The organism is Streptomyces scopuliridis RB72, assembly GCF_000718095.1.
Classification (GTDB): Bacteria; Actinomycetota; Actinomycetes; order Streptomycetales; family Streptomycetaceae; genus Streptomyces; species Streptomyces scopuliridis.
The window spans coordinates 96,916-120,666 of sequence record NZ_JOEI01000009.1; the positions used below are offsets into that span (position 1 = coordinate 96,916).

Here is a 23,751-nt window from a genome sequence, read left to right on the forward strand (position 1 = left end):
GGGGCCCGGGCGGCAACTCCCCATCGGCCACGCCCTATCGTGACCCCATGCCGAACGACGCCCAGTCCCCCGCGCACGCCCAGGACCGCGAGATCGAGTCCCTCGACGAGTTCGACCGGGTGGTGCGGGCGGGAACGCTCGGCGGATACCGGGTGCAGTCCGTCGATCTGACGGCCCGTACGCCCGAGCTGCTCCGCACCGACACCGCCGACGCCGTCTTCCTCGGCTGCCCCATGGAGCCCCGCGCCGCCGACAAGGTACGGGCCGACGGCGCCATGGTCTTCCCGCCCGTTCCCCATCTCCCGTTCGATCCGTACCGCGGCTTCGTCTACTCGCCCGACCAGCTCTTCGAGGGGCTGGCGGAGAACGGTTACGAGGCGACGCCCGACGCCCGCGCGTACGCGTGGTTCCAGCGGACCAAGGCGGACGGCGACATCCTCGCGTCCATGCTGCGCGCGGTGCACGACGACGCGATCTCCGACGCCCTGGACGAACTCCTCGCGGGCGCCCGGGTGGTGGGGGTGATGGGCGGGCACGCGATGGCGCGCGGTACCGACGCGTACGCCGGCGCGGCACGGCTCGGCCGCTCGCTCACCCGTACCGGACTGACGGTGGCGACCGGCGGCGGCCCCGGCGCGATGGAGGCCGCGAACCTCGGCGCGTACGCCGCCTCCCACCCCGACGACATGCTGGACGAGGCGCTCGACATGCTCGCGGAAGCACCGTCGTTCGTCCCCTCCATATCCGACTGGGCGCGGGCCGCGTTCGAGATACGCGCGCGCTGGCCCAAGGGCGAGGCGTCGATCGGGATCCCCACCTGGTTCTACGGCCATGAGCCGCCCAACGCCTTCGCCGCGCACATCGCCAAGTACTTCGCCAACGCCACCCGCGAGGACGGCCTGCTGGCGCGCTCCAACGCGGGCGTGGTCTTCCTGCCGGGCGCGGCGGGCACGGTCCAGGAGATCTTCGACAACGCGACGCCGAACTACTACGAGTCGCGCGGCGAGCCGACCCCGATGGTCCTGGTCGACCGGGCCCACTGGACGGAGCGGCTGCCGGCCTGGCCACTGCTGACGGCGCTCGCGCGGGAACGCCGGATGGAGTCCCGTATCGCGCTCGTCGACACGGTGGACGAGGCACCGGCGGCGCTCGCCCGGCTCGCGGCGGGCTGAACCGCGCGGGGCATCCAGTCCCTGTCCGGTCGGTCTCCGCGGGCCCGCGACGCCTGGCGTACGAACTCGGTCCGGTGCGGCCGGGCGTGCGGCGCCATGCCCCCGTGACGCGGCTGACCGTCGAGGACGGCCAGGACCTAGGCCATCACCGCCGCCTGCACCCCCTGAGCGGCGCCCCGCCTCTCCCCCGGCAGCACCACCACCTCCTCGGCGACGAAGGCGACACCCACCTCCGCGCCCACCTCCGGCGCCTCGCGCAGCCCGCACTCGGCCTCGATGCCCGGCGCTCCGGCGGGTCCGTCGGGCCGTAGCAGTACGGCGACCCGGCTGCCCGTGAACGTACGCGCCCCGACCGTGCAGCGCAGCCCTTCGCCCAGGGCCACGAGACGTACGCCGGCGGGCCGTACCAGCACCGTCCGCTCGCCCTGGGCCGATCCGTCGGGGACCGGGATCTTTCCCCAGACCGTGTCGGCGAGCGCGCCGCTCACCGTCGCGTCCACGACATTGTCGAAGCCGAGGAACCGCGCGACGAAGGCGGAGGCGGGCCGCTGCCAGACCTCCAGCGGGGTGCCGGTCTGGGCGATGCGGCCGTCGCGCATCACCACCACCCGGTCGGCGAGCGCGAAGGCCTCGCCCTGGTCATGGGTGACGGCGAGCACGGTCGTACCCAACCGTCCGAACAGACCGCGCAGTTCGACCACGAGCCGTTCGCGCAGGCTCCGGTCCAGCTGGCCGAGCGGTTCGTCCAGCATCAGCAGCCGCGGGCTCGGCACGAGCGCCCGTGCCAGGGCGACCCGCTGCTGTTCACCGCCGGACAGCTCGGCGACGGCCCGGCGGCCGGCCCCCGGCAGTCCGACGAGGTCGAGCAACTCCTCGACACGGCGGGCCTGTTCGTCTCGGGCGGCGCCGCGCATCCGCAGGCCGAAGGCGACATTGCCGTGCACGTCGCGCTGCGGGAAGAGTTGGTGGTCCTGGAACATCAGGCCGACGCCGCGCCGGTGCACCGGTACCCCCGACTGGTCGGCACCGTCGAGCGCCACCCGTCCGCCGGCCGGTTCCTGGAGCCCGGCGACCACGCGCAGCAGGGTCGATTTGCCGCTGCCGCTCGGCCCCAGGACACAGACGATCTCGTGCTCGGCGATCTCCAGATCCACCGCGTCGAGCGCGGTGCGGGCGCCGAACCGTACGGTCACGTCCGACAGGGTCAGCAAGGCCATCAGAACTCTCCCGAGCGGTCGGTACGGATACGTTCCAGCGCCAGCAGCGACACCGCGCACACCACCATCAGGACCGTGGAAAGGGCCATCGCCTGCCCGTAGTTCAGCTCGCCCGGCCGCCCCAGCAGCCGCGCCACGGCCACCGGCAGCGTCGGCCGGTCCGGGCGCGCGATGAAGACCGTCGCGCCGAACTCGCCGAGCGAGACGGCGAACGCGAACCCGGCGGCGACCAGCGAGGCCCGCCGTACCAGCGGCAGATCCACCTCCCGCCAGGCGCGCAGCGGCGACGCCCCGAGGACGGCCGCCGCCTCGCGCAGCCGTCCGTCCACGGCCCGCAGCACCGGCAGCATCGTCCGTACGACGAAGGGGACCCCCACCAGCGCCTGGGCGAGCGGCACCAGGATCCAGGAGGCCCGCAGATCCAGCGGCGGCTCGTCCAGCGTGATCAGGAAACCGAAGCCGACGGTCACGGCCGAGACGCCGAGCGGCAGCATCAGCAGCGCGTCGAAGCCCCGTACGAGACGGCCCGCGCGCCGGGTGAGCGCGGCGGCGGCCAGTCCGCCCACCACCAGCGCGATGACGGTCGCGACGAGCGCGTACCGCAGGGAGTTCCAGACCGCTTCCAGCGGCGGTACGAGGAAGGTGCCGCCGCTGGACTCCACCGATCCGAGGGCCCGGTAGAAGCCGAATCCGTACCCGCCAGGACCGCCCAGGGAGCGTTCGACGAGCACCCCCAGCGGCACCAGGATGAGCAGCAGTACGGTGCCGAGCACCCCGCCGAGCAGCGCCCACTGCCCGGCGCCGCGCGGCCGGCGGGCGGTCAGCGCGGGGTCGACCAGCCGCAGGGCGGTCTCCCGCTTCCGTACGGTCCACGCGTGCACCGCCAGGATCGCGCCGACCGCCGCGAACTGCACCAGCGTGAGCACGGCGGCGGTGGGCAGATCGAGGAGCTGCGCGGTCTGCCGGTAGATCTCCACCTCCAGGGTGGAGAAGCCGGGGCCGCCCAGGATCTGGACGACCCCGAAGGAGGTGAAGGTGAAGAGGAAGACCATCAGCGCGGCGGCCGCGACGGCGGGGCCGAGGGCCGGCAGGGTCACCCGCCACCAGGCCGCGAGCCGTCCCGCGCCGAGCACCCGCGCGGCTTCCTCCTGGCGCGGGTCGAGCTGCGACCACAGGCCGCCCACCGTCCTGACGACCACCGCGTAGTTGAAGAAGACATGCGCGAGGAGGATCGCCCAGACGGAGGTGTCGAGCCGTACGCCCCACAGGTCGTCGAGGAGTCCGCCGCGCCCGAGCAGCGCCAGGAAGGCGGTGCCGACGACGACGGTCGGCAGCACGAACGGGACGGTGACGACCGCGCGGAGCAGCTGCTTGCCGGGGAAGTCGAAGCGTGCGAAGACATACGCGCCCGGCAGCGCGATCAGCAGGGTGAGCGCGGTGGAGGCGAGCGCCTGCCAGGTGGTGAACCGCAGGACGCCGAGGATGTCCGGGCGGGTCAGTACGTCCCCGATCCGGCCGAACTGCCAGCCGCCGTCCGTCTTCAGTCCCCGGCCGACGATCGCGGCCACCGGGTAGGCGAAGAAGACCGCGAAGAAGGCGACGGGCAGGGCCATGAGGGCGAGCCGGACGGCGTTCCCGCGCCTCCCGGCCCGACCCCGCCCGGCCCGCCCGCCCCCCGGCGTCCTGGGTGTTACTTCACTACGAGTGAGGACCACGACTGGATCCACTGCTCACGGTGGGCGGCGATCGTGTCGGGCGCCACGGTCTTGGGCGTATCGACGGTCGCGCCGAACTTCGTGAACAGCTCCGGCAGCGCGACGTCCTTGACCACGGGGTTGACGAACATGTTCAGCGGCATGTCCGCCTGGAACTTCTCGCCGATCAGGAAGTCCAGCAGCGCCTTGCCGCCCGCCTCGTTCGTCGCGCCATTCAGCAGACCGGCGAACTCGGTCTGCCGGAAGCAGGTGCCGGTGGAGACCCCGGTCGGCGCCTCCTTCGGCCGCGGCTCGGCGTACAGCACCTCGACGGGGGGGCTGGAGGCGTACGAGACGACGAGCGGCCGGTCGGCCTTGGCCTTCTTGCCGCCCGCGGAGCCGGAGAAGGAGTCGTTGTACGCCTGCTCCCAGCTGTCCACGACCTGGACGCCGTTGTCCTTCAGCTTCTTCCAGTAGTCCTGCCAGCCGTTGTCGCCGTACCGCCCGACCGTGCCGAGGAGGAAGCCGAGGCCGGGTGAGGAGGTCGCGGCGTTCTCGGTGACGAGCAGGTTCTTGTACTGGGGCTTGATCAGATCGTCGAAGGTCCGCGGCGGCGCCAGCTTCTTGTCCGCGAAGTACTTCTTGTCGTAATTGACGCAGATGTCGCCGGTGTCGATCGGAGTGACCCGGTTCTTGTCCTTGTCGAGCCGCGTGCTCTCCTCGACACGGTCCAGGCCCTTCGCCTTGTACGGCGTGAACAGGCCGTTGTCGAGGGCGCGGGAGAGCAGGGTGTTGTCGACGCCGAAGAAGACATCGCCCTGGGGCGAACCCTTCGTCAGGATCTCCTTGTTGAGGGCCTCGCCTGCGTCGCCGCTCTTCAGCACCTTGACCGTGTAGCCGGTCTCCTTGGTGAACTCCTTCAGCACGGCGGGCGAGGCGTTGAACGAGTCATGGCTGACGAGGGTGACGGTCTTCGACTCCGAACCGCCGTTGCCGCCGTCGCCCGACGACGAGGAGCCGTCGGACCCGCCGCAGGCGGCGAGCGCCGAGACCCCGAGCGCGGCGGCGAGCGCGGCGACGGCCGCTCTCTTCGTGCTGATACGGGTACTGCTCACTGACTTTCCTCCTGGGATGTCCAGGAGAAGACGCGGCCCTGCCCGGAGTCCGTACCGACCGGACTCCGGGCAGGGCGCTACAGCTTGAGTGGTGTCCGAACTTCCTACCCAGAATGACCTGGGCAAGGTTCAGAGGGTCTGCGACCGCTGTCCGCTCCCACGGACATATGCCGCACTCTCAGCGCTGTGGCGCTCCCCTGTCGGAAAATATGCAATGCGTTCAGGCCAAGGTTACCCCCTGGCGACCGACCCGCTCCTACCGCTCCGAGGCGGCCAACTGTCCGCACGCTCCGTCGATCTCCTGGCCCCGGGTGTCCCGTACGGTCACCGGCACCCCATGGGCCGCGATCGCCTCGACGAACGCCTTCTCGTCCTCGGGGCGCGACGCCGTCCACTTCGAGCCGGGCGTCGGGTTGAGCGGGATCAGATTGACGTGCACCCGCTTGCCCTTGAGCAGCCGGCCCAGCCGGTCGCCGCGCCACGCCTGGTCGTTGATGTCGCGGATCAGCGCGTACTCGATGGAAACGCGGCGGCCCGACTTCTCCGCGTACTCCCAGGCGGCGTCCAGCACTTCGCGTACCTTCCACCGCGTGTTGACGGGGACGAGGGTGTCGCGCAGTTCGTCGTCGGGCGCGTGCAGGGAGACCGCGAGCCGGCACTTGAAGCCCTCGTCGGCGAAGCGCAGCATCGCGGGCACCAGACCGACCGTCGAGACGGTGATCCCGCGCTGCGAGAGGCCCAGACCGTCCGGCTCGGGGTCGGTCAGCCGGCGGATCGCCCCGACCACCCGGTTGTAGTTGGCGAGCGGCTCGCCCATGCCCATGAAGACGATGTTGGACAGCCGCGAGGGACCCCCGGGGACCTCGCCGTCACGCAGCGCGCGCATCCCGTCGACGATCTGGTGCACGATCTCGGCGGTGGAGAGGTTACGGTCCAGCCCTGCCTGGCCGGTGGCGCAGAACGGGCAGTTCATCCCGCAGCCCGCCTGCGAGGAGATGCACATGGTGACCCGGTCCGGGTAGCGCATCAGCACCGACTCGACGAGGGTGCCGTCATGCAGCCGCCAGAGCGTCTTGCGGGTGGTGTCGTCGTCGCACGAGATGTGCCGTACCACCGACATCAGATCGGGCAGCAGTTCCGTGGCGAGCTTCCGGCGCGCGGCGGCCGGGATGTCGGTCCACTGCTCGGGGTCGTGCGCGTACCGCGCGAAGTAGTGCTGCGACAGCTGCTGGGCGCGGAACGGCTTCTCACCGATCGCGGCCACGGCCTCACGGCGCTCCGCGGGGGTGAGGTCGGCGAGATGCCGCGGGGGCTTCTTGGCTCCGCGGGGCGCGACGAAAGTGAGTTCTCCGGGTGTCGGCGGGGCCATGAAAAACCAAATCTCCTCGGTGCGGCGAGGCCGGGCGACCCTCCGCCGTGGCGGGGAGTACGGCAGGACTGTGCCGGTGCCGGGAGACCTCACGGGAACGGCTTCACAGCCGCAGGGCTCAAAAGGGCCCGCCACCCGTGAGCGGCGAGCCCTTTCAGGGTAACCGGTACGGGTCAACCCGAGCCCACGAAGAGCACCAGCAGCAGCCAGACCACCGGCGCCGTGGGCAGCAGGGAGTCCAGCCGGTCCATGATCCCGCCGTGGCCGGGCAGCAGTGTGCCCATGTCCTTGATGCCGAGATCCCGCTTGATCATGGACTCGCCGAGATCACCGAGGGTGGCACTGGCCGCGACCGCGAGCCCCAGCAGCAGTCCCTGCCACCAGACCCCGTTGTCGATCATGAACTCCATGCAGAGCGCGCCGGCCACCATCGCGAAGACGACGGCTCCGGCCAGCCCCTCCCAGGTCTTGCCGGGGCTGATACGGGGCGCCAGCTTGTGCGTACCGAAGCGCCAGCCGACCGCGTACGCGCCCGTGTCGCTGACGACCGTCAGCACCAGGAACATCAGCACCCGCCACGGACCGTCGTGCGCGGTGAGCATCATCGCGACGAACGTGGCCAGGAACGGGACGTAGAACGCGGCGAAGACCCCCGCCGTCACATCTCTGAGATAGCCCTCGGGCGGTTCCGTCATCCGCCAGATCAGCACCGCGAGCGCGGTGAGGGCCATCGCGACCCAGGCGCCCTCCGCCCCCCGCGCGTATCCGGCGACGACCATCGCGGCGCCGCCGACGGCCAGCGGGACGAGCGGTGCCTTGATGCCCTTCTTCTCATCGAGCCGTGAAGTCAGCTCCCACAGCCCGATCACCACCGCGATCGCTATGACACCGATGAAGACGGCCTTGACGATGAAGAGCGAGGCCGCGACCACCGCGCCGAGCCCGACACCGACCCCTATGGCCGCACGCAGATCACGTCCGGCCCGCTTCTTCGGCGGGGGTGGCGGAGGGGCTGCCATGGGCTCCTGCGGAGTCTCGTCACGGAACAGGGGGCCGCCCGGCCGAGCGGCCCCCCGGTCGTCGTCCTGGTCCCCGCTGTCGGCGGGTCCGTCGGGCACGATGGGCATGGGCCGAGTCTGCTGTGCGGGATGCTCATCGTATGCGGGACCCGCCGGGACAGCCCCCGGGTCGGTCGGTCCCCAGTATCCGGCTGTCGACGAGGCTCCCCGGGAAGAGTCGTTCATCAGACCTCGAGCAGCTCGGCTTCCTTGTGCTTGAGCAGCTCGTCCACCTGCGCGACATACTTCGCGGTGGTGTCGTCGAGCTCCTTCTCGGCGCGGCGGCCCTCGTCCTCGCCGACCTCGCCGTCCTTGATCAGCTTGTCGATGGTCTCCTTGGCCTTGCGGCGGACCGCGCGGATCGAGATCTTCGAGTCCTCGGCCTTGGTCTTGGCGACCTTGATGAACTCCTTGCGGCGGTCCTGCGTCAGCTCGGGGAACACCACCCGGATGATGTTGCCGTCGTTGCTCGGATTGACGCCGAGGTCGGAGTCGCGGATCGCCTGCTCGATATTGCGCAGCGCGCTCTTGTCGAACGGGGTCACCACGGCCATCCGCGCCTCGGGCACGGCGAACGAGGCGAGCTGGTTGATCGGGGTCAGGGCACCGTAGTAGTCCGCCACGATCTTGTTGAACATCGCCGGGTGCGCCCGCCCTGTGCGGATCGCGGCGAAGTCGTCTTTGGCGACCAGGACGGCCTTCTCCATCTTCTCCTCGGCCTCGAGGAGGGTCTCTTCGATCACCACTTGCTCCTGCGTGTCTTGAGTGGGCCCGGCGTGCGAATCGGCCGGCGGAACCTGCGTCGCGTCTTCTCCTGCACGGTGTCCGACCGGCAGGGCTTTGTCCATCCCCGTGCGGGGCAGCCCCGGATCAGCTCCGGGTGCCCTGGTCGCTCACGAGCGTGCCGATCTTCTCACCCTTGACCGCACGCGCGATATTGCCTTCCTTCAGCAATTCGAAGACGAGGATCGGCAACTTGTTGTCCTGGCACAGCGTGATGGCGGTCATGTCGGCGACGCGCAGATCACCGGCGATCACCTCGCCGTACTCCAGGGCGTCGAACTTGACCGCGGCGGGGTTGGTCTTGGGGTCGGAGTCGTACACCCCGTCGACCCCGTTCTTCCCCATCAACAATGCCTCGGCATCGATCTCCAGCGCGCGCTGGGCGGCCGTGGTGTCGGTGGAGAAGTACGGCATGCCCATACCGGCGCCGAAGATCACGACGCGGCCCTTCTCCAGGTGGCGCACGGCGCGGAGGGGGATGTACGGCTCCGCGACCTGGCCCATGGTGATGGCGGTCTGGACACGGGAGTCGATGCCCTCCTTCTCCAGGAAGTCCTGGAGGGCGAGGCAGTTCATGACCGTGCCGAGCATGCCCATGTAGTCGGAGCGCGCCCGGTCCATACCGCGCTGCTGGAGTTCGGCGCCCCGGAAGAAGTTGCCCCCGCCGATGACGACCGCGATCTGGGCGCCGTCCCGGACGACGGCGGCGATCTCGCGGGCGATGGCGTGGACGACATCGGGGTCGACGCCGAGCGCTCCCCGGCCGGCGAACGCCTCACCGGACAGCTTCAGCATGAAGCGGCCGTGGCCGTGGTTCCTGCCGTCGTCGCTCTTCTTGCCGTCGCTTGTGTCGGCCTGTTCCATGGAGATCTCCTCGTGCGCATACGAAGAAGGCCATTGCCGGGGTCCTTGCGGTTCCCTGTGCGGCAATGGCCTCCTCGTCAGATCTGCGGCCGCCCGACAGGTACCCGGACGACTGCGTCAGACCCTATCGGGGTCTTTGGTTGATCGCGTACAGACTCAGACGCCGACCTTGATGCGCACGAAGCGCGTCAGGGCGACGCCGGCCTCGTCCAGGACCTTCTGGACGGACTTCTTGTTGTCCTTGGCGAACGCCTGCTCCGTGACGACGACGTCCTTGAAGAAGCCGTTGACACGACCCTCGACGATCTTCGGCAGGGCGGCCTCGGGCTTGCCCTCCTCGCGCGAGGTGGCCTCGGCCACGCGGCGCTCGTTCTCGACCGTCTCGGCCGGGACCTCGTCACGGCTCAGGTACTTCGGGGCGAAGGCGGCGATGTGCTGCGCGACGTCCTTGGCGACCTCCGCGTTCTCCTTGTCCAGCTGGACGAGGACGCCGACCTGCGGCGGGAGGTCGGGCATGGTGCGGTGCATGTAGGCGGCCACGTAACCGCCGGTGAACTGCGCGAAGCGGTCCAGGACGATCTTCTCGCCGAGGTTGGCGTTCGCCTCGTCGACGTACGCCTGCACGGTCTTCCCGGCCTCGATCTCGGAGGCGAGCAGCGCCGGGAGGTCGGCCGGGGAAGTCGCGGCGACGTGAGCGGCGAGCGTGTTGGCGACGGTCTGGAACTTGTCACCCTTGGCGACGAAGTCCGTCTCGCACTTCAGCTCAAGGAGGACGCCGGACGTCTTGTCCTCGGAGATGAGGGAGACGACGGCGCCGTTCTCGGCCGAACGGCCCTCGCGCTTGGCGACGCCCTTCTGGCCCTTGACGCGGAGAAGCTCGACGGCCTTGTCGACGTTGCCGTCGGCCTCGTCGAGCGCCTTCTTGCAGTCCATCATGCCGGCGCCGGTGAGCTCACGGAGCTTCTTGACGTCAGCGGCGGTGTAGTTCGCCATGATCTGTAATTCTCTCTCGAAGGTCTGAAGGATCTACGGGTGAACGGCGGGGGCCGGTGGGCCCCCGCCGTCAACTACCGAACCTGGGAAAGGTCAGGCCTGCTCGGTGTCCGCGGCCGGAGCCTCGGCGGGGGCCTCGGCCTGCTCCGCGTCGGCGACCTTCTCCGTCTCGGCGGAGGTCTGGACGTCGCCCTCGGCCTTGGCCTCGGCCGGCTTCTCGGCGTCGTCCTTCTTCTCGCCCTCAAGCAGGTCGCGCTCCCACTCGGCGAGCGGCTCGCCGGCGGCCTTCTCGCCCGGCTTCGAGTCACCGGTGGCGACGCCGGAACGGGCGATGAGGCCCTCGGCGACGGCGTCGGCGATCACGCGGGTGAGCAGGGTGACGGAGCGGATCGCGTCGTCGTTGCCCGGGATCTTGTAGTCGACCTCGTCGGGGTCGCAGTTGGTGTCGAGGATCGCGACGACCGGGATGTGGAGCTTGCGCGCCTCACCGACGGCGATGTGCTCCTTCTTGGTGTCGACGATCCAGACGGCGCTGGGCACCTTCTGCATCTCGCGGATACCACCGAGGGTCTTCTCCAGCTTGGCCTTCTCGCGGGAGAGGACCAGCAGCTCCTTCTTGGTGAGGCCGGAGGCGGCCACGTCCTCGAAGTCGATCTGCTCAAGCTCCTTCAGACGCTGAAGGCGCTTGTAGACGGTGGAGAAGTTGGTGAGCATGCCGCCCAGCCAGCGCTGGTTGACGTAGGGCATGCCGACGCGCGTCGCCTGCTCGGCGATGGCCTCCTGGGCCTGCTTCTTCGTACCGACGAACATGATGGAGCCGCCGTGCGCGACGGTCTCCTTGACGAACTCGTAGGCGCGGTCGATGTACGACAGCGACTGGAGCAGGTCGATGATGTAGATGCCGTTGCGCTCGGTGAAGATGAAGCGCTTCATCTTCGGGTTCCAGCGACGGGTCTGGTGACCGAAGTGGACGCCGCTTTCCAGCAGCTCCCGCATCGTGACGACGGCCATGGCCGTACTCCTTGAGATACTCGGTTGTCGCGTCCGCCGGACGGCAGTCGCGCCTGACGCCCCGATGCGCTGTGCCACGGAAGTCCGAGACCGAGAAGCGCTGACATCGGCGCGAAGGGGCCGATGGCGGGGCGTGCGAAGTCGACCCGGTGACCCGGATCGCCACAAGAAGTGTACGGGACCTTCGCACCCCTGGGTGACGGCGCTGTCCACAACCGGCCGGTACTCCACAGATCCCGTTCATGATCAGCGCGATGTGGCCCTCGTGCGCGACCGTGGACCACATGACCACTGTCCGTAGCCGCGTCGGCACACCCGTCCCACTGCTCGCACTTCTCGTACTCCTCGCTGTTGTCCTGGCGCCGCTCGCTCTGCGGGCCGCGCCGGAGGCGCTGGCCGCGGAAGCGCCCGGGGGCGGCTTCCGAACGGACCGGGCCTGGCCGGTGGGCTCGCGTCCGGCGGTGCTGCGGGGCTGGGAGCCGCCCGCTTCGGCGTACGGTCGCGGTCATCGCGGGGTGGATCTGGCCGCGCCGGCCGGGGCGCCGGTACGGGCGGCGGCCTCCGGCCGGGTCTCCTTCGCGGGACAGGTGGCGGGGCGCGGGGTCCTCACGATCACACTGTCCGGTACAGGCGATCCGCCGCTGCGGACCACCTACGAACCGGTGTCACCGCTCGTCGCCGAAGGAGACGAAGTGAGGGCGGGCCAGCGGGTCGGCACGCTGACAGGAGCCACGTCCCACTGCGCGGCGGGCTGTCTGCACTGGGGGCTGCTGCGGGGCGCGGTCTATCTGAACCCGCTGTCCCTGCTGCCCCGCGAACTGCTGCGCCGGGGCCCGTCACGGCTCCTGCCGGTCTTCGGCGTTCCCGAGCCGGGGCCTGGGGGAGCCCCGCGGGGCGCGTGGTGGTTACCGGCGGCGCATCCGCCGGCGCACGCGCCCGGCCCTCAGCCCCGTACGCCGCGCAGCGCCATGGAGACGGCCGCCTCGGCGATCTCCGGGGGCGCCTCGGCCGCGCCGAGTTCGATACGTCTGACCGCCGCGTCCACAACACCCTGGAGCAGCATGGCGGCGAGCCGGGGCTGTTCGTGGCCCAGTTCACCAAGAGCCTCCACGATCATGGCGATCAGACCGCCGTGCGCGGCCCGGATCTTCTCCCGGGCTCCGGCGTCCAGCTCGCTCGCGGAGATGGCGACGACCGCGCGGTGCCGCCGGTCCCCGACCAGCGCGAGCTGACGGCGCACATACGCCTCGATCTTGGCCTCGGGCGTCTCCGCCCCGGCCATGGCCGCCTCGACCTCGGCCGCCCAGACGGGGAAGTCGACGGCGCACAGTTCCTCGACGACGGCGGCTCGCGAGCGGAAGTACTCATAGACGGAGGACCTGGCGAGGCCGGTGCGCTCGGCGAGTGCGGGGAAGGTCAGCGCGTCCGTACCGCCTTCGGACAGGAGGGAGCGCGCGGCGTCCAGCAGGGCGCCTCGCTGCATGGTCCGGTGCTCGGCCACGGAGGCCGCTCGAATCCTGGGCACGCCTCCACTCTACGGATGAGCGGGCGGCGACACAGCGTCAGCGTCCGACGTCGGCCAGCTTCGCCCGCAGCTGCAGCACGGACTTTGTGTGGATCTGGCTGACCCTGCTCTCGGTCACCCCGAGGACATGGCCGATCTCGGCGAGCGTGAGGCCCTCGTAGTAGTAGAGCGTGACGACGGTCTTCTCCCGGTCGGGAAGGGTGTTGATGGCCCGCGCGAGCAACCGTCTCAGCTCACGGTCCTCGGCGACCTCCACCGGGTTGTCGGCGGCGGTGTCCTCCAGGGTGTCCATGAGGCTGAGCCGGTCGCCGCCCTCGCCGCCGACATGCAGCAGCTCCTCCAGCGCCACGACGTTCGCCAGGGACAACTGGCTGAAAACCGCGTGCAGTTCCTCCAGCGCGATCCCCATCTCGGCAGCGACCTCGGGCTCCGTGGGCGTACGCCGCAGCTGGGCCTCCAGCGTGGCGTAGGCGCGCTCGACGGCCCTGGCCTTCTGCCGTACGGAGCGCGGGATCCAGTCCAGGGCCCGGAGTTCGTCGATCATGGCACCGCGGATACGGGTGATCGCGTACGTCTCGAACTTGATGGACCGCTCGATGTCGAACTTCTCGATCGCGTCGATCAGACCGAAGACCCCGGAGGAGACGAAGTCGGCCTGCTCGACATTGGACGGCAGCCCCACACTCACCCGGCCCGCCACATACTTCACCAGGGGCGAGTAGTGCAGGATCAACTGCTCGCGCAGCCGCTCGTCGCCCGTGGTCTTGTACGACCGCCACAACTCGTCGAGCGACGAGGGCGCGGGGGGCCGCACGCCGCTCCGGGCGGCAGGGGGCGCCGCCGCGCGGTCAGACCCGGAGGTGTGCTGGGGCATGCGTTGCCTTGAGCCGTTCTGCTGTGACGTGCGGGGGGACATCTGTCGCGGTGGCCGGAATGCAGGTGAGCGTAGCGTGACTGGAGCGTCGCGCTGAGCGAGGAACGGGCGCCCGCACCCGCCTCGGCGGACGCCGTCGACCACACCTTCGATCCGGGGCCGACGCCGCTCGCGCCGGCCCCCGGGGTGTCACCGATCGTGAGACAGGGGTCATCCGCATCACCTTTTCACCCGAATGCCCCAGGTCAAGTACCGCCTCGCCGCGCGGCGGCCAACTGCCAGCCGTCGCCATGCCGTTCGACAAACCCCAACGAGTGCAGTTCGTACAATCTGCCGAGCGCCTCGTCCGTGGTCGTGCCCGCGCCGCGCGCGATCTCCGGCCCCCGCGAGGCACCCCGGGCGGGCAGCGCCTCCAGAACCCGTGCGCTGACCGGGTCGAGCAGATCCCTGGGGAGTACGGGACCGCGTCGGAGCGGTGCCAGTTCGCCCATGTCGCCCACCAGCTCGGCGACTTCCGCGGCGTCCGTGACCAGCACTCCCTCACCGCGCAGCAGTTCGTGCACGCCCGCCGAGAGACCGCTGGTGGCGGGGCCGGGCACGCCCATCGTGAAGCGGCCGAGCCGCTGCGCGGCGCGCGCGGTGACCAGCGATCCGCTGCGGTACTCCGCCTCCACCACGACGGTCCCCCTGGTGAGCGCGGCGATCACGCGGTTACGGAGCACGAACCTGCTGCGGGTGGGATGGTCGCCCGGCGGTAATTCACCGATGACCAGCCCCTGTTCGGCGATGCGTCCGATCAACTCCGTGTGACCGCGCGGATAGACCACATCGACCCCGCAGGCGAGGACGGCCACGGTGGCGCCGTCGGCCGCCAGCGCGCCGCGGTGCGCCGCGCCGTCCACACCGAACGCCGCACCGGAGGTCACCACCCAGCCGCGCTCCGCCAGACCCGAGCCCAGACTCGCCGCCATATGTGCCCCGTACGGAGTACACGCCCTGGCGCCGACCACGGCGACGGAGCGCAGTGACCAGAGCCGGAGATCCGCGGCGCCCCGTACCCACAGCCCGATGGGCGCGGCCTCTTCCAGATCGTCGAGCTGGCTGGGCCACTCCCGGTCGCCGGGGCAGATGAACCGGCCGCCGAGCGCGCTCACCGCCGCCAGATCGCGCTCGGGGTCGGCCGCCGCCGCCCGTATCCGATAGCCGCCGAGCCGCCGCTCACCGACCTCGGTGAGCTGCTCCGGTCCCGCGCCCGGCGAGGTGAGCAGTTCCAGCAGCCCGGCCGCACCGAACCTCCGCAGCCACCGTCCGCCGCACTCGTCCCCCGGCTCCAGGATCCGTGTGAGCGCGGCCCGCGCCAGCCGCTCCCCCGGGCCGACGCAGGTCATGACGCCGCTCCGGCCGCCGCCGCGCCCCGGGCGACGCCCGTACGCAGCTCCAGCGCCAGGGCCACATCGCGCGATTCCGGCCGGGCGCGCCCGGCGAGGTCCGCGACCGTCCAGGCCACCCGCAGCACCCGGTCCAGGCCGCGCGCGGTGAGCAGCCCGCGCTCCAGATCACGTTCGGCCGCGGCGAGCGCTCCGGGCGCGACGGGCCAGCGCGTACGCAGCTCATGGCCGGGCACCTCGCTGTTGACCGTCCACGGTGTGCCGTCCAGCCGGGCCGCGGACCGCAGCCGGGCGCCCCGTACCCGCGCGGCCACCGCCGCCGTGGACTCGCCCCTGCCGCCCTGGCCCAGCAGATCCGCGCGGTGGACGGGCTGGACGCCGACCCGCAGGTCGACCCGGTCGAGCAGCGGCCCGGACAGCCGGGCCTGGTAGCGGCGGATCACCGAGGGCGGACAGTCGCACGCCGCCCCCACCAGGGTGTGCCGCCCGCATGGACAGGGATTGGCGGCCAGGATCATTAAGAACCGCGCGGGCAGCCGCACCACCCCGGCACTGCGGGCCACCACCACATGGCCGGACTCCAGCGGCTGCCGCAGAGCGTCCAGCGCCCGGCCCGAGAACTCCGGCGCCTCGTCGAGGAAGAGCACGCCCCGGTGGGCCAGCGACACCGCGCCCGGCCGAGGAAGCCCGTTGCCGCCGCCGACCAGGGACTGCATGGTCGCCGAGTGGTGCGGGGCGCAGTACGGCGGCGTGTGGACGAGCGGTTCGCCGGGCGGCAGCATGCCCGCCACCGAATGCACGGCGGTGACCTCCAGGGATTCCTGTCTGGTCAGCGGCGGCAGGACGCCGGGCAGCCGCTCCGCCAGCATCGTCTTCCCGGCCCCCGGCGGTCCGTGGAGCAACAGATGGTGCCCGCCGGCGGCGGCCACCTCCAGCGCCGTACGGGCCGCCGCCTGACCGGCCACATCGGCGAGATCCGGCCGGTGTCCGTCGCCCGTCCCGGCGCCCACGGCCAGACCGGTGCCCACCCCGGCGCCGGGCACCATCAGCCCCGCGAGCATCGCGTCAGGACGCCCCTGCGCGGTCTCCGCCTCCTCCTCGGGCACCGGCTCGTCGGTCAGTACGGCGATGAGCTGGCGCAGGGTCCGTACCCCGAGGACGGAGACCCCCGGCACCAGGGAGGCCTCGCCCGCGGTCTGCTCGGGGACGACGACCTGGCGGTACCCCGCCTCGGCCGCCGCGAGCACCGCCGGCAGCACCCCGCGCACCGGTCTGACCCGTCCGTCCAGGCCCAGCTCGCCGATCAGCACGAGATCGGCGATGGCCTTGGAATCGATCCGTTCGGCGGCCCCGAGCACCGCCGCCGCCACGGCGAGGTCGAAGCCGCTGCCGCCCTTCGGCACGGAGGCGGGGCTCAGCCCCACCGTGAGTTTCTTCTGCGGCCACTCGCCCCCCGAGTTCACCACGGCTGCCCGCACCCGGTCGCGGCTCTCCACCAGACTCTTGTCGGGCAGCCCCACCAGGGTGAAGGCGGCGACCCCGGGCTCCAGGTCGGCCTGGACCTCGACCACCACGCCCTCGACGCCCACCAGCGCCACCGAGCACGCACGCGCGAACCCCATCAGGCCACCCCCTGGGCGTGCTCGACCACCGGTGCGCCCCGGCCCGGCAGCAGCACCCCGATCAGATCGATACGCACCCCGCCGGGCGGCGGACCCCCGTACCGCTCCAGCCAGCAGTCCGCGAGCCGTTTCAGCCGGTCCGCCTTCACCGGCGTGACCGCGGCCATCGGATGTTCGAACCAGCCGGCTCTGCGGGTCTTCACCTCGCAGACGACCAGGACGTCCCGGCCCCCGCTGTCCTTGTCGCGAGCCACGATGTCGATCTCGCCGACCCTGCCGCACCGCCAGTTCCGCGCCAGTACGGTCATCCCCGCGTCGGCCAGCCGCCGCGCCGCCAGATCCTCGCCGTACCGCCCCAGTGCCCCCGTCGCGTTCATTTCGGCACCACCTCCGGTACCGACTCTGACGCGACCGCCCGAAGCTAGTGGATCTTGGTGGACGACCCGGCGGTTGTGGAAAACTCGCTCACTCGTCCGTGGCGCTCCAGCACCCCGGCCCCCTCACGCCGGCCCGCTCAAGCCGGCCCCGGCCCGATCACGCTCTTCAGCCGCCAGGGAGTTCGAGGTCGCTCTTGTTCAGTTCCTCGATATTCACGTCCTTGAACGTGAGCACTCGTACTTGCTTGACGAACCTGGCCGGCCTGTACATGTCCCAGACCCAGGCATCCGCCATCGTGACCTCGAAAAAGACCTCACCTTGAACCGAGTGCACCTGCATCTCGTAGTCATTGGTGAGATAAAAGCGACGCTCGGTCTCAATCACGTATTTGAACAGACCGACGACATCTCGGTACTCCCGGTAGAGCTTCAGCTCCATCTCGGTCTCGTACTTCTCGAGGTCCTCGGCGCTCATGGCATGTTCCCCTTCAGCCGTACGTCCCCCTATTGTGCTCCGGCCCCCGCGCCCCTAGACGCTTTCGGGGGCGAGGTCCACCGGCTCACCCGGAGGACCCTCGTCGAGCAGCGTGCGCAGCAGCTCGGCGAGCCTGGTCGGATACACCGTCTCACGCGCCGCCGACAGTTCGGCGGAGGTCCACCACCTCAACCCCGCGACACTCCGCAGCTCCAGCTCGGTCAGCCCCTCGGCCGACGTCTCCGTCTGTGTCGTACGTGCCAGGAAGTACCACTCGTCCTGGTCCCAACGGCGGCCGTCGAACGGGAAGGAACAGGTCCGGCGCCACAGCACGGGCCCCAGCTCCACCTGTGTGATCCCCGTCTCCTCGGCCAGCTCGCGCAGCGCGGCCTCTTCCCGGGTCTCGTCGCCCTCCAGGCCACCGCCGGGCGTGAACCACCAGTCGTCGTCCGGGTCACCGGGCTCGTATCCGTGCAGCAGCAGAATCCGGTCCTCCGGATCCAGCAGCACCACCCGCGCCACCTTCCGCAGCGCCCGTCCGCCCGCACTGTCAGACCCGCCAGACCCGCCCGCCTCGGCAGACCCGCCCGACCCACCGGCCCCGGCGGATTCAGCGGACACCCGCGGACACCCCTTCACCGCTCCTGCCGCCGCCCCGCGGCTTCGAGAACCGCCTGGCGATCGGCCCGTACGCCGCGCCGCCGAAGATCAGCAGCGCCCCGGCCACCACGGCCCCCACGATCAGCCGCACCGGCCCCGGCCCGGACACCCCGCCCGGCAGCGCCGCGAAGCCCGCCGGCCGTTCGATCACCCCGCCCAGCGGCCAGGCCACGGCGTCGACGCGCGCGTCGACCGCCGAGCGCGGCACCGACCCCTGCCCCGCGTCCTCCAGATGGACCCGGGAGTCCAGCGAACCACTGCGTTCATCACCGAGCAGGAACAGCTTCCCCTCGGGCACGGTCGCGTCGAAGTCGGTCGTGGACGCCCGCCCGCCGATCATTCCCCGTACATACGGCTCCTCGACCGCCGTGCCATTGACGGTGAGCCGGCCCTCCGCGTCACAGCAGGCGATCTTGTCGCCACCGACCGCGACCACCCGCTTCAGCATCGGCATATTGGCCCAGTCCGCGTCCTTGAAGACCACCACATCGCCGCGGCGTACCTCGTCGCCGGATATCCGCTGCGCCAGCACCCGGTCACCCGCCTTCACGGTCGGGTCCATCGAGTTGGTCGGGACGGTGTACGGCCGGTACTCGACGGCTCCCCAGACGAACCCGCCGAGAAAGAGCACACAGCCGACGGCCACGGCCAGCCCCGACAGCACACTGCCGAGGCGGCCGTGGCCGCCGTTCGAACGTTCCGCTCGTCCTGTTCCGCTCATCCCAGCACTCCCCCCGTTCCGGAGAACGATCACTCCACCGTTCCGGAGAATGATCCTCGGAGATCGACGATCCGGGACGGCACCCTACCCGGCGGTACGGGCCCGGGTCAGCCTCCTTCGGCGCCACAGTACGAACGGCACCGCTCCGGCCAGGCCCAGCGCCCCCGGAGCCGCGGCCGAGGCCACCGACGCCGCCGCGCTCAGCCCGGACTGGTCGAACGTGCCGGGCACCGGAAGCAGCGACCAGCGGTTGACCGGCCAGGCCACCACGAACGCGCGCCCGACGACCTCGTCGTTGGAGACCGTGCCGTTTCCGGTCAGCTCCTGGTGGTAGCGGGAGTCCAGCGAGTTCTGCCGGTGGTCACCCATCACCCAGATGCTGCCCTTGGGCACGTCGATCGGCCCGAACGGCTTGTCGTCACAGGGAGTATTGCCCGGGTAGATGTAGTCCGTCTCGTTCAACGGAACCCCGTTGACCTGGACCTTTTCCCCCTTCTTGCACTCCACCGTGTCACCGCCGACCGCGATGACCCGCTTGATCAGATCCTTCTCCTCGGACGACGGCATCAGCCCGATGAAGCTCAGGAACCGCTGCGCCACATTCGGCTCGGGTGCCTGGGTGTCGTCCAGCCAGCCGCCCGGGTCATGGAAGACGACGACCTCACCCCGCTCAGGCTCGGAGCCGAACCAGGGGGTGAGCTTGTCCACCAGCACCCGGTCGCCCCGTTGCAGGGTGTCCTGCATCGAGTCCGAAGGGATCGAGAACGCCTGTACCAGGAAAGTCTTGATCAGAAGCGCCAGCAGAAGCGCGATCCCGATGAGAAGGGGCAGCTCCTTCCAGAAGGAGCGCGGTTTCCTCGCGCCCGATCCGTCTGTCTCGCTCTCGCCGTCCTTGTCGCCGTCATGGATCCCACCGGACCCGCTCCCGCGTTCCGCCGACCGGTCCGTCACGTTTTCGGGCGACTCGGCGAGCTGCTCGTGTCCCTCCTCGGGATCATCGTGTCCGGATCGTGCGCCGACCGCCACATCCCCCACATCCACTCCTTACTCCGTGCGATTACTCCGTGCGATCGCCTGCCCCGGAGACGGGACAGGCCCACCACTCCCATAACGAGCGGGAGTTCCGCAGGGCTCGGGAGCCGGATCAATCCGTTCAGATCCTGGGAAGACACACTATGGGACGGCCCCAGTGCCGTCGTCGGCGCGGCGCGCGGGTCCGGGACCGAAGCGTAGGTCTCCCGCTCCTCCAGTCGCCGCCAGTGACCGAGCGGCCAGGCGATGACGACCGCGCGGCCCACGACCTCGTCCTCCGAGACGGTCCCCTTGTCCGCCTCCTGGAGGTGGAAGCGGGAGTCGGCCGAATTGGACCGGTGGTCCCCCATCACGAAGATGCGTCCGGCCGGCACCTTCACCTCGAAGGGGATCGTGGAGGGCGCGTTCCCGGGGTTCAGATACGGCTCGGTGAGCGGGGTGCCGTTGACGGTCACCTTGCCGTCCCGGTCGCAGCACTTGACGGTGTCCCCGCCGGTCGCGACGACACGCTTGATCAGATCCTGCTCGTCGGCGGACGGCAGCAGTCCGATGAAGGTCAGCCCCTGCTTGACCTGCTTGATCACGACGGGCGAGTTGTCCGGCGGCGGCTTCTCGTCCCGGAGCCAGTTGCCGGGGTCCTTGAAGACCACGACATCGCCGCGCTCCGGCTTCGAGCCGAACCACGGCGTCAGCTTGTCCACCAGCACCCGGTCGCTGACCCTGATCGTCTGCTCCATCGATCCCGAAGGGATCACGAAGGCCTGCACCAGAAACGTCTTGAGGACCAGCGCGATCAGCACCGCCACGGTGATGAGCAGCGGTATCTCCTTCGCCGCGGACCTGCGACGGCGCTGTTTGACCCGGCGGGCGAGCTTACGGCGCTCCGCGCGCCCCGGCAGCGTCCGGCCGGTGGTGGGCCGGGAGCCGGTCGGCAGCCGGGTGTCGGATCCATGGCTGGGGCGGCGGCGTCCCCGCTTACCCATGGGCACCGCCCGAGGCCGCTATACCGTCCGAGGCCGCCGCGTCACCCGGCGTACGTACGTCGTGGAAGGCCTCTGTCGGCTCCAGGACGGCCCAGCGGCCCAGCGGCCAGCCGATCCAGTCCGCCCGTCCGATGACCTTGTCCACGGGCACCATGCCGCCCCCGGGGTCGCCGAGATGGTCGCGGGAGTCGCGGGAATTGCTGCGGTGGTCGCCCATCACCCAGAGGGTGCCCTGGGGTACGACGATGTCGAAGGGGACGCTGGAGGCCACGTCACCCTCGTACAGATACCGCTCGTCCACGGCTCGGCCGTTCACCTCGACCCTGCCCCCCTTGTCGCAGCACACCACGCGGTCACCCCCCACACCGACCACGCGCTTGACGAAGTCGGTCTCGGCGGGCTCGGCGAGCCCCAGGGCGGCGGCCGCCCCGTGCAGCAGCCCGGTGACGGGGTTCTCCCGCGGCGGCTCCTGGACGAAGGATCCGGTGCCGTCGAAAACCACCACATCACCGCGCTCCGGCGCGGTACCGAAACGGTACGCCAACTTGTTGACGAGCACCCGGTCCCCGATCTGGAGAGTGGGCTCCATCGAGCCGCTGGGGATCAGGAACGGCTGCACCACGAAGCTGCTGAGGAGCAGCGCGAAGACGGCGCAGACGAGCCCGAGCAGCCCCGCCCTGCCCCAGGAGACCTCGGGCAGCCCCGGGAGCCGCCGGGAGGAACGCGCGGAGCGCGACCCCTCCTCCGTCCCGTCGTGGGATGCGGAAGAGCGATCGCGCTCCGTCTGCACTGCTTCGGTGTCCATCGGGGCCAGATCTTATCCGGCGGCCCTGTGGACCCGGGTGCGTGTCCGGGTGGACCCCGGACGACGCGGGGCCTACCTGTCGCGCTTCTCCTTGATCTTCGCGGCCTTGCCGCGCAGCTCACGGAGGTAGTACAGCTTCGCGCGACGGACGTCACCGCGGCTGACGAGCTCGATCTTCTCGAAGATCGGGCTGTGCAACGGGAAGGTGCGCTCGACGCCGACGGAGAAGGAGACCTTGCGGACCGTGAAGGTCTCACGGACACCGGAGCCCTGGCGGCGGATGACCACGCCCTTGAACTGCTGGATACGGGAGCGGTTGCCCTCGATGACACGTACGTGAACGTTCACGGTGTCGCCGGGGCGGAAAGCGGGGAGGTCGCTGCGGAGCGACGATGCGTCGACGACGTCGAGCAGGCTGGCCATGAAGGTCTGCTTCCTCGCTGATGCCACAGGTCATCAGCGGATATCGAGAGAGAGTCTGATGTGCCGTTCGCGTCGGGCGGGCGTCGTTCCCCCTGTGGCAGGGGCGCACACCGGACGTACAGCAGCGGCCTATTCTTCCATGGCCTCGGGCCTGCGCCAAAATCGGCCACCGGGCTCCGGCGCCCAGCCCAGGATGGAGAGCATCTCGCGGTCCTTCTTGTCGAAGGACGCGGGGTCGCAACGCTCGATCAGATCGGGCCGGTTGAGGGCCGTGCGCCGGAACGCCTCGTCCCGCCGCCAGCGCGCGATCTTGCCGTGGTGGCCGCTGAGCAGCACGTCCGGAATCCCGCGCCCGCGCCACTCCGGCGGCTTCGTGTAGACGGGGCCCTCCAGCAGATTCGCCATCGCGCCGGGGGCGAAGGAGTCGTCGCGGTGCGACTCCGCGTTGCCGAGCACACCGGGCAGCAGCCGGGCCACGGCCTCGGTGATCACCAGTACGGCGGCCTCGCCGCCGGCGAGCACATAGTCACCGATGGAGACCTCGACCACCGGTATCCGGGTCGCGTACTCGTCGATGACCCGGCGGTCGATGCCCTCGTAGCGCGCGGGGGTGAAGACCAGCCAGGGCCGTTCGGACAGCTCGACGGCCAGTTCCTGGGTGAAGGGACGGCCGCTGGGGGTGGGGACGACCAGGACCGGGCCATGGGCGCCCGACTCGTAGCCGCTCGCCAGGACGTCGTCCAGCGCGTCGCCCCAGGGCTCGGTCTTCATGACCATGCCGGGGCCGCCGCCGTACGGGGTGTCGTCCACCGTGTTGTGCCGGTCGTACGTCCACCGCCGGAGGTCGTGTACGTGGACGTCGAGCCGGCCGCGCGCGCGGGCCTTGCCGACGAGCGAGACGTTCAGCGGCTCCAGATACTCCGGGAAGATCGTGACCACATCGAGTCGCATCAGCCGCCGTCCTTACCGGACGCGTCGTCCCCGCCGGAGTCGTCGTCCCGGCTGGAGGCGATCTCCGCCCTGTCGTCGATCAGACCCGGCGGCGGGTCGATGACGGCCCGCTGCTCCTCCAGGTCGATCTCGGTGACGATCTCCTCCACGAAGGGGATCATCACCTCGCTGCCGTCCGGCCGTTCGACGATGAACAGGTCCTGCGAGGGCAGATGCGAGATCTCGGTGATCCGCCCGACCTCCGTGCCGTCGGCCAGCACCACATCCAGGTCCATCAGCTGATGGTCGTAGAACTCCTCGGGGTCCTCCGGGAGTTCCTCGGGGTCGACCTCCGCGATCAGCAGGACATTGCGCAGCGCCTCGGCGCCCGTACGGTCGCGTACGCCCTCGAAGCGCAGCAGCAGCCTGCCGCTGTGCACCCGGCCCGTCTCGATCCTCAGCGGTCCGGCCTGGGCCGGTTCCGTGGCGAGTACGGCGCCGGGGCCGAGCCGCAGTTCGGGCTCGTCCGTACGTACCTCGACGGTGACCTCACCCTTGATCCCATGGGCGCGGCCCACCCGCCCGACCACCAACTGCACTGACACTCCACCTTCTTGTCACGATCACGCACCGGAAACAGCGAAGGCCGGGAAGGCCGTG

Annotated in this window: 23 protein-coding genes and 2 pseudogenes; 2 read left to right on the plus strand and 23 right to left on the minus strand. The window is 70.5% G+C overall.

The annotated features are described in order from the left end of the window. Positions 1-47: 47 nt before the first annotated feature. The gene (locus IF11_RS0113080) at positions 48-1,172 is read left to right on the plus strand and encodes an LOG family protein (protein WP_030351719.1); all 1,125 of its coding nucleotides are present in this window, start codon (positions 48-50) and stop codon (positions 1,170-1,172) included. A 137-nt stretch (positions 1,173-1,309) separates the two neighbouring features. Here IF11_RS0113080 and IF11_RS0113085 read toward each other — a convergent pair whose 3' ends face one another. From IF11_RS0113085 to rpsB, 9 genes are all read right to left on the minus strand, one after another. Continuing rightward, entirely contained in the window at positions 1,310-2,389 is a 1,080-nt protein-coding gene (locus IF11_RS0113085) for an ABC transporter ATP-binding protein (protein WP_051745857.1), read from the minus strand. Then, a complete protein-coding gene (locus tag IF11_RS0113090; RefSeq protein WP_030351721.1) occupies positions 2,389-4,002 on the minus strand; it encodes an ABC transporter permease in 1,614 nt (537 codons plus the stop codon). Before IF11_RS0113090 ends, IF11_RS0113085 begins: the two co-directional genes overlap by 1 nt. A 77-nt stretch (positions 4,003-4,079) precedes the next feature. Then, complete coding sequence (locus IF11_RS0113095; protein ID WP_030351722.1) at positions 4,080-5,198, minus strand: thiamine ABC transporter substrate-binding protein; 1,119 nt, start codon at positions 5,196-5,198, stop codon at positions 4,080-4,082. A 256-nt stretch (positions 5,199-5,454) separates the two neighbouring features. Then, positions 5,455-6,567 carry a dual-specificity RNA methyltransferase RlmN gene (gene rlmN / locus IF11_RS0113100; protein WP_030351723.1) on the minus strand — a complete coding sequence of 371 codons (1,113 nt, stop codon included), beginning with the start codon at positions 6,565-6,567 and terminating at the stop codon, positions 5,455-5,457. A 173-nt stretch (positions 6,568-6,740) separates the two neighbouring features. Next, the gene (locus IF11_RS0113105) at positions 6,741-7,811 is read right to left on the minus strand and encodes a phosphatidate cytidylyltransferase (protein ID WP_030351724.1); all 1,071 of its coding nucleotides are present in this window, start codon (positions 7,809-7,811) and stop codon (positions 6,741-6,743) included. Beyond that, positions 7,811-8,368 carry a ribosome recycling factor gene (frr, locus tag IF11_RS0113110; protein WP_030351725.1) on the minus strand — a complete coding sequence of 186 codons (558 nt, stop codon included), beginning with the start codon at positions 8,366-8,368 and terminating at the stop codon, positions 7,811-7,813. The genes IF11_RS0113105 and frr overlap by 1 nt, the downstream gene beginning before the upstream one ends. A gap of 127 nt (positions 8,369-8,495) precedes the next feature. Continuing rightward, positions 8,496-9,272, minus strand: a complete 777-nt coding sequence (pyrH, locus tag IF11_RS0113115; protein WP_030351726.1) for a UMP kinase — start codon at positions 9,270-9,272, stop codon at positions 8,496-8,498. 156 nt (positions 9,273-9,428) lie between these two features. Beyond that, positions 9,429-10,265, minus strand: coding sequence for a translation elongation factor Ts (gene tsf, locus IF11_RS0113120; protein ID WP_030351727.1), 837 nt, complete (start codon positions 10,263-10,265; stop codon positions 9,429-9,431). Positions 10,266-10,358: 93 nt separating this feature from the next. Beyond that, positions 10,359-11,276: a 30S ribosomal protein S2 gene (gene rpsB, locus IF11_RS0113125; protein ID WP_030351728.1), complete on the minus strand. Its 918-nt coding sequence runs from the start codon at positions 11,274-11,276 to the stop codon at positions 10,359-10,361. 284 nt (positions 11,277-11,560) lie between these two features. Here rpsB and IF11_RS42940 point away from each other — a divergent pair. After that, positions 11,561-12,013 (plus strand): annotated as a pseudogene (locus tag IF11_RS42940) (peptidoglycan DD-metalloendopeptidase family protein); the annotation flags it as partial. A 206-nt stretch (positions 12,014-12,219) separates the two neighbouring features. On the opposite strand, the gene IF11_RS0113130 reads toward IF11_RS42940, so the two are convergent. The 14 genes and pseudogenes from IF11_RS0113130 to rimM all read right to left on the minus strand — a co-directional run bounded on the left by IF11_RS0113130 (position 12,220) and on the right by rimM (position 23,690). Further along, a complete protein-coding gene (locus IF11_RS0113130) occupies positions 12,220-12,759 on the minus strand; it encodes a TetR/AcrR family transcriptional regulator (protein ID WP_078490686.1) in 540 nt (179 codons plus the stop codon). A gap of 79 nt (positions 12,760-12,838) precedes the next feature. Further along, positions 12,839-13,675 (minus strand): RNA polymerase sigma factor WhiG, encoded by an 837-nt coding sequence (gene whiG, locus IF11_RS0113135; protein ID WP_030351730.1) that lies wholly within the window; start codon positions 13,673-13,675, stop codon positions 12,839-12,841. A 245-nt stretch (positions 13,676-13,920) separates the two neighbouring features. Then, the gene (dprA, locus tag IF11_RS0113140; protein WP_030351731.1) at positions 13,921-15,063 is read right to left on the minus strand and encodes a DNA-processing protein DprA; all 1,143 of its coding nucleotides are present in this window, start codon (positions 15,061-15,063) and stop codon (positions 13,921-13,923) included. Beyond that, positions 15,060-16,685 (minus strand): YifB family Mg chelatase-like AAA ATPase, encoded by a 1,626-nt coding sequence (locus IF11_RS0113145; RefSeq protein ID WP_030351732.1) that lies wholly within the window; start codon positions 16,683-16,685, stop codon positions 15,060-15,062. Before IF11_RS0113145 ends, dprA begins: the two co-directional genes overlap by 4 nt. Then, on the minus strand, positions 16,685-17,062 hold the full coding sequence (locus IF11_RS0113150; protein ID WP_030351733.1) for a YraN family protein: 378 nt from the start codon (positions 17,060-17,062) through the stop codon (positions 16,685-16,687). The genes IF11_RS0113145 and IF11_RS0113150 overlap by 1 nt, the downstream gene beginning before the upstream one ends. 166 nt (positions 17,063-17,228) lie before the next feature. Further along, a complete protein-coding gene (locus IF11_RS0113155; protein ID WP_014675276.1) occupies positions 17,229-17,537 on the minus strand; it encodes a DUF2469 domain-containing protein in 309 nt (102 codons plus the stop codon). A gap of 54 nt (positions 17,538-17,591) precedes the next feature. After that, complete coding sequence (locus IF11_RS0113160; RefSeq protein WP_030351734.1) at positions 17,592-18,068, minus strand: NUDIX hydrolase; 477 nt, start codon at positions 18,066-18,068, stop codon at positions 17,592-17,594. A gap of 79 nt (positions 18,069-18,147) precedes the next feature. Further along, complete coding sequence (lepB, locus tag IF11_RS0113165) at positions 18,148-18,918, minus strand: signal peptidase I (protein ID WP_030351735.1); 771 nt, start codon at positions 18,916-18,918, stop codon at positions 18,148-18,150. Between the two features lie 84 nt (positions 18,919-19,002). Next, positions 19,003-19,827 (minus strand): signal peptidase I, encoded by an 825-nt coding sequence (gene lepB / locus IF11_RS0113170; RefSeq protein ID WP_051745900.1) that lies wholly within the window; start codon positions 19,825-19,827, stop codon positions 19,003-19,005. After that, a pseudogene (lepB, locus tag IF11_RS36585) lies at positions 19,820-20,933 on the minus strand (signal peptidase I). Before lepB (IF11_RS36585) ends, lepB (IF11_RS0113170) begins: the two are co-directional and overlap by 8 nt. After that, positions 20,926-21,738 carry a signal peptidase I gene (gene lepB, locus IF11_RS0113180; protein ID WP_051745858.1) on the minus strand — a complete coding sequence of 271 codons (813 nt, stop codon included), beginning with the start codon at positions 21,736-21,738 and terminating at the stop codon, positions 20,926-20,928. Before lepB (IF11_RS0113180) ends, lepB (IF11_RS36585) begins: the two are co-directional and overlap by 8 nt. A gap of 72 nt (positions 21,739-21,810) precedes the next feature. Then, complete coding sequence (gene rplS / locus IF11_RS0113185) at positions 21,811-22,161, minus strand: 50S ribosomal protein L19 (protein ID WP_030351738.1); 351 nt, start codon at positions 22,159-22,161, stop codon at positions 21,811-21,813. A gap of 129 nt (positions 22,162-22,290) precedes the next feature. Continuing rightward, the gene (trmD, locus tag IF11_RS0113190) at positions 22,291-23,112 is read right to left on the minus strand and encodes a tRNA (guanosine(37)-N1)-methyltransferase TrmD (protein ID WP_030351739.1); all 822 of its coding nucleotides are present in this window, start codon (positions 23,110-23,112) and stop codon (positions 22,291-22,293) included. Next, entirely contained in the window at positions 23,112-23,690 is a 579-nt protein-coding gene (rimM, locus tag IF11_RS0113195; RefSeq protein ID WP_030351740.1) for a ribosome maturation factor RimM, read from the minus strand. The genes trmD and rimM overlap by 1 nt, the downstream gene beginning before the upstream one ends. Positions 23,691-23,751 lie beyond the last annotated feature (61 nt).